Origin of the sequence: Streptomyces sp. NPDC051963 (genome assembly GCF_044593495.1) — a bacterium.
GTDB lineage: Bacteria > Actinomycetota > Actinomycetes > Streptomycetales > Streptomycetaceae > Streptomyces.
In genome coordinates this window covers 1,044,827-1,062,140 of sequence record NZ_JBIUCC010000001.1, presented here as the reverse complement: position 1 = coordinate 1,062,140, position 17,314 = coordinate 1,044,827, and the positions used below count along the sequence as shown (strand labels likewise).

General features: G+C 70.5%; 15 protein-coding genes. 6 read left to right on the top strand and 9 right to left on the bottom strand.

The window, feature by feature from the left end:
• Positions 1 to 162: 162 nt before the first annotated feature.
• The gene (locus ACIHFB_RS04505) at positions 163 to 747 is read left to right on the top strand and encodes a hypothetical protein (RefSeq protein ID WP_400125170.1); all 585 of its coding nucleotides are present in this window, start codon (positions 163 to 165) and stop codon (positions 745 to 747) included.
• Between the two features lie 24 nt (positions 748 to 771).
• Here the strand turns inward: ACIHFB_RS04505 and ACIHFB_RS04500 are convergent, their stop codons facing one another.
• A complete protein-coding gene (locus ACIHFB_RS04500) occupies positions 772 to 2,784 on the bottom strand; it encodes a HEAT repeat domain-containing protein (protein WP_400125168.1) in 2,013 nt (670 codons plus the stop codon).
• Between the two features lie 93 nt (positions 2,785 to 2,877).
• The gene (locus ACIHFB_RS04495) at positions 2,878 to 4,545 is read right to left on the bottom strand and encodes an acyl-CoA dehydrogenase family protein (protein ID WP_400125167.1); all 1,668 of its coding nucleotides are present in this window, start codon (positions 4,543 to 4,545) and stop codon (positions 2,878 to 2,880) included.
• A 75-nt stretch (positions 4,546 to 4,620) separates the two neighbouring features.
• On the opposite strand from ACIHFB_RS04495, the gene ACIHFB_RS04490 reads away from it, so the two are divergent.
• Positions 4,621 to 5,364, top strand: a complete 744-nt coding sequence (locus ACIHFB_RS04490) for a PaaX family transcriptional regulator C-terminal domain-containing protein (RefSeq protein WP_400125166.1) — start codon at positions 4,621 to 4,623, stop codon at positions 5,362 to 5,364.
• A 75-nt stretch (positions 5,365 to 5,439) separates the two neighbouring features.
• Here the strand turns inward: ACIHFB_RS04490 and ACIHFB_RS04485 are convergent, their stop codons facing one another.
• Positions 5,440 to 6,222: a pectate lyase gene (locus ACIHFB_RS04485; protein WP_365269896.1), complete on the bottom strand. Its 783-nt coding sequence runs from the start codon at positions 6,220 to 6,222 to the stop codon at positions 5,440 to 5,442.
• A 47-nt stretch (positions 6,223 to 6,269) separates the two neighbouring features.
• A complete protein-coding gene (locus tag ACIHFB_RS04480) occupies positions 6,270 to 7,250 on the bottom strand; it encodes a polysaccharide lyase family 1 protein (protein ID WP_365269893.1) in 981 nt (326 codons plus the stop codon).
• Positions 7,251 to 7,627: 377 nt separating this feature from the next.
• Here ACIHFB_RS04480 and ACIHFB_RS04475 point away from each other — a divergent pair, with 377 nt between their 5' ends.
• A complete protein-coding gene (locus tag ACIHFB_RS04475) occupies positions 7,628 to 8,896 on the top strand; it encodes a PHB depolymerase family esterase (RefSeq protein WP_365269890.1) in 1,269 nt (422 codons plus the stop codon).
• A 243-nt stretch (positions 8,897 to 9,139) separates the two neighbouring features.
• On the opposite strand, the gene ACIHFB_RS04470 is transcribed toward ACIHFB_RS04475, so the two are convergent.
• Positions 9,140 to 10,219, bottom strand: a complete 1,080-nt coding sequence (locus ACIHFB_RS04470) for an NADH:flavin oxidoreductase/NADH oxidase (RefSeq protein WP_365269887.1) — start codon at positions 10,217 to 10,219, stop codon at positions 9,140 to 9,142.
• A 125-nt stretch (positions 10,220 to 10,344) separates the two neighbouring features.
• Between ACIHFB_RS04470 and ACIHFB_RS04465 the strand changes: the two genes are divergently transcribed.
• A complete protein-coding gene (locus ACIHFB_RS04465; RefSeq protein ID WP_365269884.1) occupies positions 10,345 to 10,692 on the top strand; it encodes a helix-turn-helix transcriptional regulator in 348 nt (115 codons plus the stop codon).
• On the opposite strand, the gene ACIHFB_RS04460 is transcribed toward ACIHFB_RS04465, so the two are convergent.
• Both ACIHFB_RS04460 and ACIHFB_RS04455 read right to left on the bottom strand, forming a co-directional pair.
• Positions 10,615 to 12,000, bottom strand: a complete 1,386-nt coding sequence (locus tag ACIHFB_RS04460; RefSeq protein WP_365269881.1) for a nucleobase:cation symporter-2 family protein — start codon at positions 11,998 to 12,000, stop codon at positions 10,615 to 10,617. The genes ACIHFB_RS04465 and ACIHFB_RS04460 overlap by 78 nt on opposite strands.
• Before the next feature lie 130 nt (positions 12,001 to 12,130).
• Positions 12,131 to 13,474, bottom strand: coding sequence for an FAD-dependent oxidoreductase (locus tag ACIHFB_RS04455; RefSeq protein WP_365269878.1), 1,344 nt, complete (start codon positions 13,472 to 13,474; stop codon positions 12,131 to 12,133).
• 201 nt (positions 13,475 to 13,675) lie between these two features.
• Here ACIHFB_RS04455 and ACIHFB_RS04450 point away from each other — a divergent pair, with 201 nt between their 5' ends.
• Positions 13,676 to 14,137 carry a DUF6214 family protein gene (locus ACIHFB_RS04450; protein WP_365271046.1) on the top strand — a complete coding sequence of 154 codons (462 nt, stop codon included), beginning with the start codon at positions 13,676 to 13,678 and terminating at the stop codon, positions 14,135 to 14,137.
• A gap of 12 nt (positions 14,138 to 14,149) precedes the next feature.
• Here ACIHFB_RS04450 and ACIHFB_RS04445 read toward each other — a convergent pair whose 3' ends face one another.
• The gene (locus ACIHFB_RS04445) at positions 14,150 to 14,812 is read right to left on the bottom strand and encodes a DUF305 domain-containing protein (protein WP_400125162.1); all 663 of its coding nucleotides are present in this window, start codon (positions 14,810 to 14,812) and stop codon (positions 14,150 to 14,152) included.
• 191 nt (positions 14,813 to 15,003) lie between these two features.
• Here ACIHFB_RS04445 and ACIHFB_RS04440 point away from each other — a divergent pair, with 191 nt between their 5' ends.
• Positions 15,004 to 16,506, top strand: coding sequence for an LVIVD repeat-containing protein (locus tag ACIHFB_RS04440; protein ID WP_400125160.1), 1,503 nt, complete (start codon positions 15,004 to 15,006; stop codon positions 16,504 to 16,506).
• On the opposite strand, the gene ACIHFB_RS04435 is transcribed toward ACIHFB_RS04440, so the two are convergent.
• Entirely contained in the window at positions 16,494 to 17,171 is a 678-nt protein-coding gene (locus ACIHFB_RS04435) for a helix-turn-helix domain-containing protein (RefSeq protein ID WP_365269869.1), read from the bottom strand. The two genes, ACIHFB_RS04440 and ACIHFB_RS04435, sit on opposite strands and share 13 nt — an antisense overlap.
• Between the last annotated feature and the right edge of the window lie 143 nt (positions 17,172 to 17,314).

The window sequence follows — 17,314 nt, the reverse complement described above, 5'->3', positions numbered from 1 at the left end:
GCCGATCCCGGTACGACCCGGTCACTTTCGGTCAGATGCCCGTAAGCGCGTCGGGCCCGTGGGACCGTCGGTTCGGGGGACTATCCCTGAGCATCCGCGAGCCGTTCGCCGTATGGAAGGACGGTCGGGGATGTTCGTGCGCTCATGAGGAGGAAGCCTTCGATGGCGTTCCGTGGTCCGAAGGTGTGGCTGTGGCGCTGGCGGCGCAACCCGTTGAAGCGTCAGGCCGACATGGTGGAGGCCTGGGTGCTGCTCGGTGCCTGGGTGATCACCCTCCTCGTCGGGGTGTGCGCGGGTCTGGCGGTGAACCGGTCCGTGGAGCACGGGCTGGCCAGGGAGCGCGTCGAGTGGCGTCCCGCTGCGGCCCGTCTCACCGAGCAGGCGGCCGGTCAGGCCCTCGCGAACTCGGGCGCGGTCAGCGGCGAGCGGGTGTGGGGCAAGGTGCGCTGGACCGCGCCTGACGGCTCCGTGCACACCGGCCAGGCCCGGGTCCGGACGGGCAGCGCCGTCGGCACCACGGTCACGGTGTGGACGGACCGGAAGGGCCGCCTGGTGACCAGGCCCGCCACCGCGTCCCAGGCCCGCTCACAGGCCGCGATGACCGGTGCCCTGATGGGAGTGGGCGCGGCGGCGGTTCCCTTCGTCTGCGGGCGGTTCCTGCACGGCCGACTGGAGCGCAGGCGGATGGAGATGTGGGACGCGGAGTGGGCGCTGCTCGGCCCGCTGTGGGGCAGGACGACGGGCTGAGCGCCGGGACCGGGTCCCCTTCGCCTACCCACCCCCCAAAGCCTCACGGCACACCCGCAGCAGCTGTTCGTCGGCGAACACGTCATGGCTGCCGAATCCGCCGGAGGATGTCCGGTGCCGCCGTGCGGAGGCGAGTTCGGCCCGGGGCAGGTCGTGCAGGGGTGTTCCCTTCGGTCCCATGGCGGCGATGCACCCGGCGATGGTGGCGCGCGTGTGCGGATTCTCCGCCCAGGCGGAGCGCAGCACCGCAAGCACTGTGTCCGGCGCTCCGGTGATCCGCCAGACCGCGCAGGCCGCCGACGTCCGTTCCCAGACGGTGCCGGACTCGGTCAGCGGCCGCAGACCGGGCAGCGCGGGGCGTGCCGCGGGACCCAGCCGCGCCAGTACGTCGGCCGCCGCCCTGCGTCGATGCGGGGTGCCGCCCGTCAACTCCCGGAGCAGGACGGGCAGTACGGCCTCCGCGTCACCCTCCACGGACCACAGCGCGTCCGCGGCCGCTATGGCGGAGTCGCACTCCAGCAGTCCGCGCAGCGCCGGCACCGCCTCGTGCGCCGAGCTTCCGATCGCCCCCAGGGTCCGTACCGCGTTCGCCACGACGGCGTCCCGCAGCCGCGCCTCCTCCGGGATGCCGAGCAGCAGCCGCAGTACCCCAGGCACACACTCCCTGTCGTGGAGCGCCTCCAGTGCCGGCAGCACCGTCAGGGCGCGCTCATGCACATCGGGGGAGTCAAGAGGGATTCGGGCGAGCCTGTGCCGGAACGCCGGAGCCAACGGCGCCGCGGCCCGGCCCAGATGGCGGATCACCTGCCCCAGGTCGCCGGGCACGACCGGCCCCGCGAGGACCTCCGCCAGCACCGGCACCGCTCGTGGATCGCCGGTCCGGGCCAGTGCTTTGAGCGGTCCGCCCAGGGTGGGCGTGCCGCGTGTCCACTGCCGTACCCACAGGTCGGGGCGGGAGGTGACCAGTGTGTCGAGTGGGTCGGCGGCGGGCGCGGCGAGTTCAAAGAGATCCGCGAGGACGGTCACCGCCGCGTCGCGCAAACGGTCCTCGTCCTCGCCCAGTTGGGCACCGATCAACGCCACGGGTTCGGTGTGGTCGGCGCGCCACTCGCGGAACAACCCCGTCGACATCCACACGGCGTTGCACCGGTCGACAGGATCGGGGCTGGTCAACTGGCCGCACAGCAGGCCGATCCGGTCGTCCACCCGGTCGTCGAGGGCCGTGTGGAGTGTGCGCAGCAGCTGGGAGCCCTCCTCGTCCGAGGGGCGCAGCCGCCGCAGTCGGCCGACGAGCGTGTCCGTTTCCGGCCGGTCCCGGTCGCACGGACGCGTCGGCCGCCGTTCGGACCGGTCCCTGAGCAGCCGCACCACCGTGCCCACCAGGTCGTCCGGGAGCCGGTCGGGAGCGCAGCCCGCCAGCTGGCCGAGCGCGGCGATCCGCAGCCCGGGACCGTACGGCGGCGCGCTCTGCGCCGTCAGGAGGTCCAGCGCCGCGGCGGCCCGACCGGGATGCCGTCGGACGAAGAGCCCGAGGCCCTCCGTGAGGGCGAGCAGCACGGCGTCGTCCCGCTCGACCATGAGGCGCTCGCGCAACAGCCCCAGCACCGTTGCCGGTTCGTCCAGGAACCGCACCACCGCCCCCGCGGCCGCCCTCCGCACCCCGGCGTCCGGGTCCCCGGCCAGTCGTACGAAGACCTGCGCTCCGGCCCGGACCGCGGTACGGGCCATCGCGTAGGCGCCACTCAGAGTTTCCGCGCCGTCGTCCCCTCCGCCGATGCTGACCAGCAGCTCCACGATCCCGGCCCGGTCGGGCACCTCCTCCCGCCCCACGAGCGCGAACAGGAACGGCACGCAGGCGAGCGTCGAGTCGTACACGTCGCCCTGGTGGTGCACCGCGCCGTACATGCCGTCGAGCGCGGTGTCCCGCTCGGCCCGGTCCGCGGAGGCGAGGCCCCGCAGCATGCCGGGCACGTCCTCCGCGCTGCCGTACGCGTGCCGCAGCGCGGCCCAGTCGACCTCGTTGATCCCCGTGAACACGTTGTCCTCCCCAGGCGAGTACCACCTGGTCGTGAGTGTGCACCACGGCACTGACAACGAAGCGGAATCGGGGCGTGACTGTGTGCGATCCGGTCAGTCCGCCGACGGAAGGGCCCGCTCCAGGATCGCGTCCAGATCAGCGGCGTCGGGAAGGGTGCCGAAGGCGTGCCCCCAGTCGCCGCCGAGCCGGCTCGCGCAGAAGGCGTCGGCGACCGCGGACGGGGCGTGCCGGACCAGGAGGGAGGCCTGGAGGGTCAGGGCCATCTGCTCCACCAGACGCCGGGCGCCGGCCTCGGACCCCTTGGACAGCGCGCCCCGCAGCCGGTTCACGGCCGCGTCCAGTCGGGCGTCCGCCCCCTGCGCCAGGGCGAGTTCGGCGAACAGCGCGTCCGCAGCGCCGGACTCCCGGCGCAACGCCCGCAGCACATCAAGGGCGTTGACGTTCCCCGACCCCTCCCAGATCGACAACAGGGGAGCCTCGCGGTAGTGGCGGGGCATGCCCGACTCCTCCACGTAGCCGTTGCCGCCCAGGCATTCCAGGGCCTCCGCGGTGAAGGCCGGGCCCCGCTTGGTGACCCAGTACTTGCCGACGGCGGTGGCGATCCGGCGGAAAGCCGCCTCACCGGCGTCCCCGCGCACGGCCCGGTCGGCCGCGCCCGCCAGCCGCAGCGTGAGCGTCGTGGCGGCCTCCGACTCCAGCGCCAGATCGGCCAGGACGTTGCGCATCAGGGGCTGGTCGAGCAGACGCGCGCCGAACGCGCTGCGGTGCCGCACATGATGTCCCGCCTGCACGAGCGTCTGGCGCATCAACGTCGCCGACATCATCACGCAGTCCAGCCGTGTGCAGTTGACCATTTCGATGATGGTCTTGACGCCCTGGCCCTCGGGCCCGACCAGCCAGGCGACGGTCCCGTCGAACTCCGGCTCGGAGGACGCGTTGGAGCGATTGCCCAGCTTGTCCTTGAGGCGTTGGATCCGGAAGGTGTTCCGGGTCCCGTCGGGCAGGATCCGCGGCACCAGGAAGCACGACAGACCGTCAGGGGCCTGCGCCAGCACCAGGAACACGTCGCACATCGGCGCCGACGTGAACCACTTGTGCCCCCGCAGCGTGTACACGCCGGGCTCGGCGGTCGGCGTCGCCGTCGTCGTGTTCGTGCGGACGTCCGAGCCGCCCTGCTTCTCGGTCATCCCCATGCCCGCCAGCAGGCCCCGCTTCTCCGACGGCACCCGGAGCCCGGGGTCGTACTCCCGGCTGGTCAGCAGGGGTTCGTAGACCTTCGCCAGCTCCGGCTGACGGCGCAGCGCGGGGACGGCCGCGTAGGTCATGGACGTCGGACAGCCGTGCCCGGCCTCCGTGTGCCCCCACACCAACCCGCCCGCGGTCCGGGCGACATGGACGCCGGGCCGGTCCTCGGACCAGGGCGCCGCGGCGAGCCCTTCGGAGACCGCGACGCGCATCAGGCGGTGCCAGCTCGGATGGAACTCGACCTCGTCGACGCGGTTGCCGTACCGGTCGTGCGTGCGCAGCTCGGGCTCATGCCGGTTGGCCAGCTCGCCCCACTCCTGGGCCTCCACGCTCCCGGCCCGCAGCCCCAGCCGCCGGAGCCCGTCCTCGGCCCACCCGGCGCCCTCCCGGTGCAGCCCTTCCAGCAGGGCCGTGTCGGCGGACGCGTCGTACGGAGCCGGCGGAGGGGGCTGGTTGGTGACGTCGTGCGTGGCGGAGCCCAGGGGGCCGTCTTCCTGCGCGAGTATCGAGGCCATGCCGCGAGTGTTGCACTATTTCTACGGTCGTGGCAATCATGCAACATGCCGATCCGGCCCGTACAGTACGTCCCCATGCGAACGGTCCAGGCAGACGAGCTGCACCTGCGCCCGCTCTCGGCGCGCTCGGTCGTCCTGAGCCTGCTCCTCGGCACCCATCCACCCGAGATGCCGGTCAAGGACCTCGCGCGCATGGTGGAACCCTTCGGTGTCGGCGGCTCCACCCTGAGGGCGGCGCTCAGCCGGATGACGGCCGCAGGAGACCTGCGACGCACAGAAGCCGGCTACCGCATCGGGGACCGGCTGCTGGAGCGCCAGCGCCGCCAGGACGATGCCGTGGAGCCCAGCACGCGCGCGTGGAACGGTGATTGGGAGATGGCCGTGATCACCGCGACGGGCCGCGGTCCCGCCGAACGCGCCGAACTGCGCGCCCGATTGACCACCCTGCGCCTCGCCGAACTGCGCGAAGGAGTCTGGCTGCGCCCCGCCAATCTCCGCCGTTCGCTCCCGGCCGAGCTCGAAACGGTGCTCCGGTCCTTCACCGCCCGGCCCGAACAGCCCGCACCCGACCTGGCCTCGACCCTGTGGCCACTCGACACCTGGGCCGCCACGGCTCACGCCCTGCTCGGCCACATCGCGCGCGTGGACCGCCCCGCCGACCGGCTCACCGCCTTCGCGGCCGTCGTACGACATCTGCTCCGCGACCCCGTCCTGCCCGAGGCGCTCCTCCCCGCCGACTGGCCCGGCCCGCGCCTGCGCGCCGCGTACGCCGACTACCGGCGGGAGTTCACGCAGACGGTGCGGGAGCACCGGGCATGACTCGGCGGCCGTACGAAGCGCCGTGCAGGGGCGCTTCGGACGGCCGCCTTCACCGCGGGCAGATCGCCCGGGGGTCTACCTGTAGGTGATGTCCGAGGTGGAGTACAGGCAGTTGGTGCTGTCGGGGCCCGTACCGACCGCGGTGTTGTTGTTGTACTTCTGGCAGGGGATGACCTTGCGGCCGGAGTCGTTGAGGATCGTGATGCCGCGCAGCGTCGCCACGTCGCTGCGGTTGACGTTGATCCCGACGAGCCGTGCCGTCGAGCCCGTGCCGGTCACCTCGATGTTGCTGAGGTTCACCTTGCGCGTGTACTGCGTGGAGCAGTCGCCGCACGAGCGGTACAGCGTCTTGAACTCGCTGACGGCGAAGTTGGAGATGTTCACGGTGCCCGGTCCGTTGTGCTGGAAGACCTTGTCGGCGGCCTTCTTCGCGCCGCCGCCGGTCACGGTGTAGGTGGAGCCGCCGCGGAAGGTGGCGGCGTCCTCGCCGACGTCCTCCCACCACACGTTCTGGAGGGTGCAGTTGCCCTCACAGTGGATGCCGTCGGCGCCCGGTGCCCCGATGATGACGTTCTTCAGTGTCGCGCCGGCCGCGAGCTCGAAGATGGGGTCCTGGCCCTCTTCCTGGCCGTCACCGGCCAGGTCGCCGCTGCCGTAGTAGCGCACCATGCCGCCGTCCCGGACGCCGGACACGGAGATGGTGGAACTCACCGCCTGGCTGCTGGTGGGTGTCGGCCAGGTGGCGGCGCTCGCCGGTGGCGCGCCGAGTGTCATGATCATGACAGACGAGAACCCGAGTGCGGCCAGGGTGCCGGTCAGTGCGCGCCGGCGGGCTCGCGGCAGTGCTGGTGAAGTCATGTCCCGATGCCTTCTTCCAGTTGGGGGCTGGTGGGATGGAGGGCTGGTCAGATCTTTCCGGCGCCCGCGCCGGACGTCACCGAGGAGACGACCGTCGAGGCGGACTCCGCCGTGTAGCCGTACGGCGGGGCGGTGAAGGTGCCGACCTGCGAGACCTCGGTGGCGGCCCCGCCGAGGTCGTTGCCGCGCAGGTTGGCGTATCCGTCGACGTCACTGCTGCGGTTCGTGGTGACCGCGATCTTCGTCGTACGGAAGACGTTGTTCTCGACGAGCATCTGGGCGCCCATGCGCGAGTGGCAGGCGGTGTCGGCGCCCTCCACGTAGTTGTTGTAGAAGTGGCCGGTGCCGAAGCGCAGGCTGGGGATGCGCGAGTAGACGTTGCTGAAGTGGTTGTGGTGGTACGTCACCTTCAGGTGACCGGTGTCCTCGCCGGCGTTGTTGTCGCTGTGCCCGACGAGCGAGCCCTTGAAGTGGTCCTTGAAGGTGTTCCAGGAGACGGTCACGTTGTCGGCGCCGTGATTGATGTCGAGCAGACCGTCGTAGTAGTCCTTGTCGTGGTCGCGGTCCGCCGAGAAGGCGTTGTGGTCGATCCAGACCTTCGTCGACTCCTGCACGGTGATGCCGTCCGCGGGCGCGACCGGCTTGCTGATGTCGAGGTTGCGGATGACGACGTTCGTGACTTCCTTCAGCCGCAACCCGCCGCCGGTGAACCCGGACGCCGAACCGACGCCCAGGACCGTGGTGTTGGAGCCGATGTCCACCTGACCGCTCAGCGGGATCAGGCCGTTCACCCGGACGACCTTCGCCGTGTTGCCGGTGACGGCCGTCCGGAAGGCGCTCAGCGTCGAGACGGTGACCGCGGTGGCGCTGCCGCCGCCGGTCGTGCCGGCGCCGAATCCGACCGGCGAGGTCTCGGCGGCGCCGGCCGGCTGGGGGAGGGCGAGGGCGGCCGCCGTCGCGAAGGCGGCCGCGGCGGCCGTCACCAGGGTGGTTCTTGGCGCGTGTGCACGGAAGGGGCCTGTACGCATGCGGGTGCGTCCCTTCGGGAGGCCTTGAATGGACGTATTTATGAATGACGTACGTCATCTTGAACACTGGGCCCGGGGCACGCCGCTGATTGCGGCCGAGCGGGGGAGCCCGCCGGTTCAGCCTGCTGAACGGAACGTAGGGGGCAAGCGCTTTCTAGTCAACGGCTCGCGCAGAACGCATCCGGACGTCGCCGGTCAGCGGCCGACGGACCTCGAACTGTCCGTGGGAGCGCTTCCATGACGGCCATGCGCATGCCACCATGCCTGATGCTCCCTCAGCGATGCCCCGTCGATTTCCGCGTCGACGGCCCCACGAGCCGCCATCACGAAGGGACCACCACGTGCCTGTCCTCACAGCGCGCAGACCGCTTCGTTCCGTGCTCACGGCACTCTGCGGAGCGCTTGAGGCACTGCTCGCGGCAGCGCTCCTCACCGCACCCCCGGCCGCCGCCCGCACCCGGGCGCCCACCGCGACGCTCACCGAGGTCACCGGCTTCGGAGAGAACCCCAGCAACTTGCAGATGTACCTCTACGTCCCGGACAGCGTGACCGCGAACCCGGCGGTCCTGGTGGCCGTCCACTACTGCACGGGCTCCGGACCGGCGATGTACTCCGGCACGGAGTACGCCTCGCTCGCCGACCGCTACGGGTTCGTCGTCGTGTACCCGTCGGTCACCCGCGCCAGCAAGTGCTTCGACGTCTCCTCGCCCCAGGCGCTGCGCCGCGGCGGCGGCAGCGACCCGGTCGGGATCAGGTCCATGGTCGACTGGGTGACCCGGACCTACGACGCCGATACGAGCCGGATCTTCGCCACCGGCATCTCCTCGGGCGCGATGATGACGAACGTCCTGCTGGGTGTCTATCCGGACGTGTTCGCGGCGGGCTCCGCGTTCTCCGGTGTGCCGTTCGGCTGCTTCGCCACCACCGACGGCTCCGAGTGGAACAGCGCGTGCGCGAACGGCACCGTGACCCACACGCCGCAGGAGTGGGGCGACTTGGCGCGGGCCGCCCATCCCGGCTACACCGGCCCCCGGCCGCGGATGCAGCTGTGGCACGGCACCGAGGACGACGTGCTGCGCCACCCCAACTTCGGGGAGGAGATCAAGCAGTGGACGAACGTGCTCGGTGTCGGCCAGACCCCGGCCGCCACCGACTCGCCCCAGTCCGGCTGGACCCGCACCCGCTACGGCGCCACCGGTGACCGGGCACCCGTCGAGGCCATCAGCCTCCAGGGCGTCGGCCACAACCTGTACAGCTACGGCATGGCCGCCCGTGTGCTCACGTTCTTCGGCCTGGACAGCGGCGGACCGGCGCCCCAACCGCCGGCCGGTGCCTGCCGCGTGGCCACCTCGGTCAGCGCCTGGAACACCGGTCTGACCGCCTCCGTCACGATCACCAACATCGGTACGACCGCGATCAACGGCTGGCGACTCGGCTTCACCCTGCCCGCCGGTCAGACGATCACCAACGGCTGGGGTGCCACGTACACACCGGCCTTTGGAGCGGTGACGGCGACCAACGCCTCGTACAACGGCGGCATCGCCCCGAACGCGAGCGTCACGATCGGCTATCAGGCGAGCCACACGGGGAGCAGTGCGGCGCCGTCCGCCCACACGCTCAACGGCACGGCCTGCACGAGCGGTTAGTACGGCAGGATCCGCCCCGAGGGTGTCCTTCGGTCGATCGTGGTGTCGCGCGTGCTGGTGGGCCGACGGACGGGGCGGATGCGGGTCTGGCGGTTCATGACGCCCTCCTCATGACTGGTGCCACCAGCCTTGCCGTCGACCGGGCCCGGCGCATCGTGCCCGCGGAGGCATCGGCCCTGACCTTGAGGGAGCACTCCGTGGGGGTGTCGTACCCCCTGGGGAGGAGGGGAACCCCTAGTTGGCTCAGACCGACCGGTGGTACTGGTCCGGCACGTGCACGTCCCCGCCCAGTTCGCGGGCCGCGTGCCGGGCCCAGGACGGGCTGCGCAGCAACTCGCGGCCGAGGAGCACCGCGTCGGCCTCGTCGTTCGCGAGGATCTTCTCGGCCTGCTCGGCGTCGGTGATGAGGCCGACGGCCGCGACGGGCAGGGTGGTCTCCGCCTTGACGCGGGCGGCGAACGGGACCTGGTAGCCGGGGCCCGTCGGAATGCGGGCGCCGGAGACGTTGCCGCCGGTGGAGACGTCGAGCAGGTCGATGCCGTGGGCCTTGAGGTCGGCGGCGAAACGGACGGTGTCGTCCGCGGTCCAGCCGCCGTCCTCCAGCCAGTCCGTCGCCGAGATACGGAAGAACAGCGGCTTGTCGTCCGGCCACACCTCCCGTACGGCGTCGACGACCTCCAGGGCGAAGCGGGTGCGGTTCTCGTACGAGCCGCCGTACGCGTCGGTGCGGTGGTTGGAGTGCGGCGAGAGGAACTCGTTGATCAGATAGCCGTGGGCGCCATGGATCTCGGCGACCTCGAAGCCGGCGGAGAGGGCACGGCGGGCGGCCTCCGTGAACTGGCCGACGATCTCGTGGATCTGAGCCACGGTCAGCTCGTCCGGCACCGGGTGCCGCTCGTCGAACGCGACCGGGCTCGGCGCCACCGGCTGCCAGCCGTACGCGTCCGGGCCGACCGGCGCCCCGCCCTTCCAGGGCCGGTCGGTCGCGGCCTTGCGCCCGCTGTGTGCGAGCTGGATGCCGGGCACCGTGCCCTGCGAGCGCAGGAAGCGGGTGATCCGGCGGAACGCCTCGACCTGGGTGTCGTTCCAGATGCCCAGGTCGTACGGTGAGATACGGCCCTCGGGGGCGACCGCGGTGGCCTCGGTGAGGATCAGTCCGGTGCCGCCCGCCGCGCGTGCCGCAAGGTGCGCGAAGTGCCAGTCGTTCGGGACCCCGGCGTCCGGGCCCTCCGGTGCGGCCGAGTACTGGCACATCGGGGCCATCCAGACCCGGTTCGGGACGGTCAGTTCGCGCAGGCGGAAAGGCTGGAAGAGGGCGCTCATGGTGAGCTGCTCCAATCGTCATGGGACCGAAGGGCGACTCGTACGATAGGCATCGTAGTACGTGAGGTGTCAAACTACGAGACCCTTCGTACAATGAAATCCTCCCCGGACGAACTGGAGTCGCCGTGACCACCGCCACCACCAGTCGTGATCTTCCGCACCCGGCGCGCGACGAGATCCGGCTGGAGGGCATCCTCCATGCGCTCTCCGACCCGATGCGGCTGCGGATCGCGCGAGAGCTCGCCGCCGACGGCGACGAGCTCTCCTGTTCGCACTTCGACCTGCCCGTCACCAAGTCCACGACCACGCACCACTTCCGGGTGCTGCGCGAGAGCGGTGTGATCCGGCAGATCTACCGGGGCACGGCCAAGATGAACGGCCTGCGCCGCGACGACCTAGACGGCCTCTTCCCGGGACTTCTCGACGCCCTCCTCGACGCCGCCGCCCGTCAGGCCGTCCGCCTGGGCGGCTGAACCGGCCTTTGCGGGAAGGTGGTTGAAGAGCAGGTTCAGCACGATCGCCGTGAGACAGCCCGCGCTGATGCCGCTGGTCATCACTGTCTGGAACCAGTCCGGGAACTTCTCGTAGATCGTCGGCACGCCGACCGGCAGCACGCCCATGGCGACCGAGACGGCCACCACTGTCAGGTTGTCGTTGCCCTTGAAGTCGACCTGCGCCAGCGTGCGCAGTCCGCTCGCCGCCACCGTCCCGAACATCACCAGACCCGCGCCGCCGAGCACCGGCGCCGGTATCGCCGCCACCACCGCGCCCAGCTTGGGCAGCAGGCCGAGGAGCACGAGGATGCCGCCCGCGGCCGCCACGACCCAGCGGCTGCGCACCCGCGTCATGCCGACGAGCCCGACGTTCTGCGCGTACGCCGTGTACGGGAAGGTGTTGAAGACGCCGCCGAGGACGGTGGAGAAGCCGTCGGCGCGCAGCCCGTCGGAGAGGGAACGCGGCTCGACCTTGCGGTCCGTCATCTCACCGACCGCGATCAGGTCACCGGTCGTCTCGGTCATCGTCACCAGCGCCACCACCAGCATCGAGATGATCGCCGACGCCTCGAAGGTGGGCGCGCCGAAGTGGAACGGCGTGCTGATACCGACCCAGTCGGCGCCCCCGACCCCGTCGAAGTCCGTGAAGCCGAACGGCACCGCGACCGCCAGGCCCACCACGATGCCGATCAGTACGGCGATCCGGCTCAGGAACGACGGCGCGAACCGCTGCACGGCCAGCACCACCACCAGCACGAAAGCGGCCAGCGCCAGATTCTTCGGCGCCCCGAAGTCCTCCGCCCCGGCGCCGCCCGCGACCCAGTTGCCCGCCACCGGCAGCAGCGAGATACCGATGATCAGGATCACCGTGCCGGTGACCAGCGGCGGGAAGAAGCGCAGCAGCCTCCCGAAGACCGGCGCCAGCAGCATGATCGCCAGTCCCGCGACGATCACGGCTCCGTAGATCGCAGGCAGTCCGCCGCCCGTCGTACCGATGAGCACCATCGGCGACACGGCCGCGAACGTACAGCCCTGCATGATCGGCAGCCGCACGCCGAAGCGCCAGAAGCCGATGCACTGGATGAGCGTCGCGATTCCGCACACCAGCAGGTCGGCGGTGATCAGATACGCCAGGTCCGCGGGCGACAGCTTCATCGCACCGCCGACGATCAGGGGGACGGCCACGGCACCGGCGTACATCGCGAGGACGTGCTGGAGGCCGAAGGCGGCGAGTTGGCGGGCGGGCGGGACTTCGTCGACGGGGTGCACGGGTGCGGTACTTGTCATGGGCGAGACCGTAGGCTCCTTGAACAGTTTGTTGATTTCGGGGGTGTTGCCGCTTCGTGTCTCGCTGCGGGTCGTGTGTGGTTGCTCGCGCCCGCGCGGCGGAGCCGCACATTGATACCGCCCCGCGCCCCTAAGGGGCGCTGCTGTGCGCGGCGGTCATCAGTGACTGCCAGTCGGGGAGCTTCACCACTGCCCGGCCCAAGGATGCCCCGAGTGCTGCCTCGGCTCGTTCAATCGCCTGCCAGCCGGACCACTCGACAGGCTCCAAGCCCTCGGCGCGTAGTTCCGTCAGCGGATCCTCAGGCAGATCCTTTTCTACGAGCACGGTGGCGTCCTCCAGCAGGGATGTCACCGTCTCCTTGGCGTCCGGTCGGTTGGTGCCGATGACTCCCGTGGGCCCCCGCTTGATCCAGCCCGCCACGTACTCGCCCGGCGCGACGAGGTCCTCGCGCAGCACGCGGCCCGCGAGATGCGGCACCGTCCCGGTCGCCGTGTCGAACGGCAGGTCCTCCAGCGGCACTCCGCGATAACCCACCGATCGGAGCACCAACTGCGCCTCGATGTCCTCGTACCGGCCGGTGCCCGTCACCCCGCCCTGTCCGTCCGGCCGGGTCCGCTCGAAGCGCACCGCGCTCACGCGCCCGGAATCGGCGAGCAGTTCGATCGGCCGCAGGAAGAAGCGCAGCCGGATGCGGCGCGGGGCGTCCGCGGGCGGCTGTTCTGTCCAGCCGCGCAGCACCTCCACATTGCGGCGGTTCGCCGCGGGCAGCCCGGACGGGTCCGCGTAGGCCGGATCGAGTGCCAGCTCCGCCGGGTCCACCGTCGCGTCGGTGTCCGGCAGGGCACCCAGTTCGCGCAGTTCCTTCGTGGTGAAGCGGGCCTGGGAGGGGCCGCGCCGGCCGACCATGCTGATCTCGGTCACCCGGCTCGCCGCCAGCGCGGTGAGCGCCGCCTGCGGGATGTCCGTCGGGCTCAGCTCGGCCGGGCCGCGGGCCAGCATCCGGGTGACGTCCACGGCCACGTTTCCGACGCCGATGACGACCGCGGAGCGGGCGCCGAGCACGAACCCGTCGGCGGTGGCGTCCGGATGGGCGCTGTACCAGGACACGAACTCGGTCGCCGACCAGCTGCCCGGCAGGTCCTCGCCGGGGATGCCCAGATGCCGGTCCGTCGCGGCGCCCACGCAGTACACGACCGCGTGGTACAGCTCGCGCAGCCGCGCGGCCGGTACCCCGCCGGGGCCGACTCCGATGCCGCCGAGGAACCGTACGCGCTCGTGCTCCAGGACCGTGCGGAGGTTGTTCTGGAGGGACTTGATCTTCTCGTGGTCCGGTGCCACGCCGTAGCGCACCAGGCCGTAGGGGCACGGCAGCCGGTCCAGGACGTCGACGAGCACGTCGGAGTGGAGCTGGACGAGGCTCTGGGCGGTGTAGACCCCGCTCGGCCCGGAGCCGATGACGGCAACACGCAGCACGGCGGAACTCCTTACCCCGAGGGACCGTCGGAGATCGCTGATGGTTCCAGCATCGCACCGCTGATGCTCCGCTGACAGGGTGCTGTACCGGGCACACGCGTGCGTGTTCGTTCGTATGGAGTGTGATCATGCGGTTACGTTGCGTGTGTGTTGGACGCATCCTTTCTTGATCTTTCTGATCGTTGTCCGATGGACGGTTCGGTGTCCGTGTGGCCCGCGTGGGAAGTGCGGGAAGACGGGGCCGATGGGGGCGTGATGTCCTGGTGGGGCGTGCGGTTGGCGTTCCCGGACGGGGCGCAGGTCGATCTGCTCGCCGTGGTGTCCGGCGGAGGGGTCTGCATCGAGGACGTGCGGGCGCAGCCGGCGTTGTCCCTCGACGATCTCGCGGTGCTCGCCGAGTGGGTCGAGGGCCCGCTGTCCGAGGTGTGCGGCGCGGGGCCCGCCGGTGAGCCGGTGGTGTCGCGGCGCGCCCGGCCGGCGTGGCCGGGCGGTGTCGCGGGGCAGTGGCTGGTGGCCCGGGAGTACCGCGCGGCGCAGGAAGGTGGTGCCGATCCCGTCCTCGCGGTGATGGGCGCGACCGGGCACAGCCGGCGCAGATCGCTCCGGCTGATCGCCCAGGCCCGTGACGCGGGATTCCTGACGGCGCGTCATGCGCGCCGCTGAGGCGGGCTCAGCTCAGGGCAGGTCCCGCATTCGGTTGATCTCGCTGGTCTGCTGGGCGATCGTGTCGTCCGCCATCTCCTCGACCTGGACGTTGTTGCCCTGCGCCTTCACGTCCGTGGCCATGGTGATCGCCCCTTCGTGATGGGTGATCATCAGGGTGAGGAAGAGCTGATCGAATGCTTTTCCTTGTGCCGCGCGCAAGTTGCGGAGCTGACCCTCCGTCGCCATCCCGGGCATCGAGGCGTGGTCGTGTCCGCCGCCCGTCTCCTTCTCGCCGTGCGTCTTCAACCAGCCCTTCATGGCGTCGATCTCCGGTCCCTGCGCGGCCGCGATCCGCTCGGCGAGCTTTTTGACCTTGGTCGATTCGGCGCGGTCCGCGGCGAGTCCGGTCATCTCCAGGGCCTGGGAGTGGTGCTGGATCATCATCCGGGCGAACGACACGTCCGCCGAGTTGGGGGAGTCGTCGTCGACGCGCTGCTGTGCGGCGTCCTCGGCGGACAGCGTCCGGTTCTCCTCGCCGGGCTTGCCCGGAGCGATCACCGACGGCCCGCTCGCCGAGGCCTGGTCGGCGTCGGATCCGGAGTCGCAACTCCCCAGTGTCAGTACGGCGAGAGCGGCGAGCAAGACCGTGGCGAGGGGTGCGCGGGACGCACGTGACGCACGGCGAAGGGGCACGACAACCTCCAGTGGCAGGCGGGGCCAGGGGCACCTTGTGAGTGCCGATGTCCCTCTTAACACGCTTCCGTGAGCGACTGTGAGAAAACCTTGATTACATCTTCGTTGCCCCCTGTTGGTATGTGCATGATGAAGACGATACTTCGGCGTGCACGAACCGTTCTCACCCGAACGGAACGAGGGAGGAAACAGTGATCCTGTTGAACGAACCCCGAACGCGGCGCAGACGCCTGGCAGTCGGCGCTGCCGCCGCCGGGCTGCTGGCCACGTTGCTCACGGGCGGTCCGGCAGCCGCGACCCCCGACCCGGGGGACGGCCCGGCGGCGCAGAAGGACGTCTCCGCGAGCACCCAGGCCGAAGTGCGACAGGCCCTGGAGAGCGGCGAGATACCCGGCCAGGACGAGATCGTCCACTCGGCCAACATCCAGCACGTCACGAACATCCCCAAGGACGTGCTGCCCGGCACCAATTCGGACCTCGCCTTCCAGGGCAGATACGCCTTCGCCGGCAACTACGACGGCTTCCGCGTCTTCGACATCAGCAACCCGAAGGCCCCGAAGACCGTCTCCCAGGTGCTGTGCCCCGGCGGTCAGAACGACATCTCCGTCTCCGGGAACCTGCTCTTCCTGTCCACCGACGCCTCGCGCAGCGACAGCAGTTGCAACAGCACCTCGCAGCCCGCGACCGAGAAGTCGTCGTGGGAGGGCATGAAGATCTTCGACATCACGGACAAGGCGAACCCGAAGTACGTCGCCGCCGTGGAGACCGCCTGCGGCTCGCACACCCACACGCTGGTGCCCGAGCGCAAGAACGTCTACGTCTACGTCTCCTCGTACTCGCCGAGCGCCACCTTCCCCGACTGCCGGCCGCCGCACGACGGCATCTCGGTCATCAAGGTGCCGCGCAAGTCCCCCGAGAAGGCCGCGGTCGTGAGCTTCCCGGTCCTCTTCCCGGGTGAGGGCACCGATGGCGGCGGCAACCCCGGCTCGCCCACCAACCCGGGCGTCTCCAAGACCACCGGCTGCCACGACATCACCGTGCTGCCCTCCAAGGACCTCGCGGCGGGCGCCTGCATGGGCGACGGCATCCTGTTCTCCATCAAGGACCCGGAGCACCCGAAGGTCATCGACCAGGTCCAGGACAACGTCAACTTCGCGTTCTGGCACTCGGCGACCTTCAACCAGAAGGCCAACAAGGTCGTCTTCACGGACGAGTTGGGCGGCGGTGTCGGAGCCACCTGCAACGCGGCGATCGGCCCGAACCGCGGTGCCGACGGCATCTACGACATCGTCGGCAAGGGCGACAAGAGCAAGCTCGTCTTCCGCAGCTACTTCAAGATCCCCCGCCACCAGGCGGACACCGAGAACTGCGTCGCCCACAACGGCTCGCTGATCCCGGTCAAGGGCAAGGACCTCATGGTCCAGGCCTGGTACCAGGGCGGCGTCTCGGTCTGGGACTTCACCGACTCCGCGAAGCCGAAGGAGATCGCCTACTTCGAGCGGGGCCCGCTGACCACGGACACGATGACGACCGGCGGCGCGTGGTCGGCGTACTACTACAACGGCTACATCTACTCGAACGACATCGCCAAGGGCTTCGACGTCCTCAAGATCAGCGACAAGCGCACGGACCCGGCCAAGTGGGTCCGGCTGAGCGAGCTCAACGTGCAGACCCAGCCGGACTACTTCGACTGATCGGCGGGCCCTTCGCCGGTCGCGAAGAACCGCGACAGATCTGTGTCACCCGTCCCGCCGGACGCCGCCTCGGTGTCCGGCGGGACGCCCAGGTCCCAGTCCAGCCGGTAGCGCTTGAACAGCTCCGCCCGCAGCACCGGCACGGGCATCGGAACACCCGGGACCAGCGCCGCGTAGACCGCGCCCATCAGCAGGGCGCGCAGCATCGGGTAGTCGGCGTCGACGTCCTGCGACCCCGTGCGGGCGACGGTGTCCCGCAGCAGTTCGGCCAGGCGCCGCTGCTCCGGGCACGGCACGAAACCCTCGGCCTGCAACAGTCCGGCCATGTGCTGGCGCATCAGTACGGGCCGGTCCCGGGCCAGTCCCAGGATCGCGTCGATCGCCCGCGCCATCCGCTCCCGACCGTCCTCGGTACGCGGCTCGCGCTCCAGGGCCTCCTCCAGCGTGCGGTGCATCAACCGGTGTACGGCGGACTGCACGAGCTGGCGTTTGCCGGGAAAGTAGTACGACACCAGACCGCGCGCCGAGCCGGCTCTGTCCGCGATGTCGCCCAGCGTGGTGGCCTCGAACCCGTGCTCACCGACCAGCTCGACCGCCGCCTGGAGAAGCCGTTCCCGGGAACGCCGCCGCAACTCTTCATTGACCGAGGCGCTGCGCGGGGACATGCTGTACTCCTGCGTTGACTGGTTGGCAGCCAACTATACTCAGCGCATCCGGACCGGCCCCATCCATGGGCCCGTCCGGTGCTGCCGTCCTCCTCGGGCGAAACGGGGGATCGTCCGAGGCGGGCGGCCATATACGGGTGGTC

Coding starts and splice junctions, on each gene's coding strand:
- ACIHFB_RS04505 (WP_400125170.1), top strand. CDS start 163: ATGGCGTTCCGTGGTCCGAAGGTGTGGCTGTGGCGCTGGCGGCGCAAC.
- ACIHFB_RS04495 (WP_400125167.1), bottom strand. CDS start 4,545: ATGGCCTCGATACTCGCGCAGGAAGACGGCCCCCTGGGCTCCGCCACG.
- ACIHFB_RS04490 (WP_400125166.1), top strand. CDS start 4,621: ATGCGAACGGTCCAGGCAGACGAGCTGCACCTGCGCCCGCTCTCGGCG.
- ACIHFB_RS04485 (WP_365269896.1), bottom strand. CDS start 6,222: ATGACTTCACCAGCACTGCCGCGAGCCCGCCGGCGCGCACTGACCGGC.
- ACIHFB_RS04480 (WP_365269893.1), bottom strand. CDS start 7,250: ATGCGTACAGGCCCCTTCCGTGCACACGCGCCAAGAACCACCCTGGTG.
- ACIHFB_RS04470 (WP_365269887.1), bottom strand. CDS start 10,219: ATGAGCGCCCTCTTCCAGCCTTTCCGCCTGCGCGAACTGACCGTCCCG.
- ACIHFB_RS04460 (WP_365269881.1), bottom strand. CDS start 12,000: ATGACAAGTACCGCACCCGTGCACCCCGTCGACGAAGTCCCGCCCGCC.
- ACIHFB_RS04435 (WP_365269869.1), bottom strand. CDS start 17,171: ATGTCCCCGCGCAGCGCCTCGGTCAATGAAGAGTTGCGGCGGCGTTCC.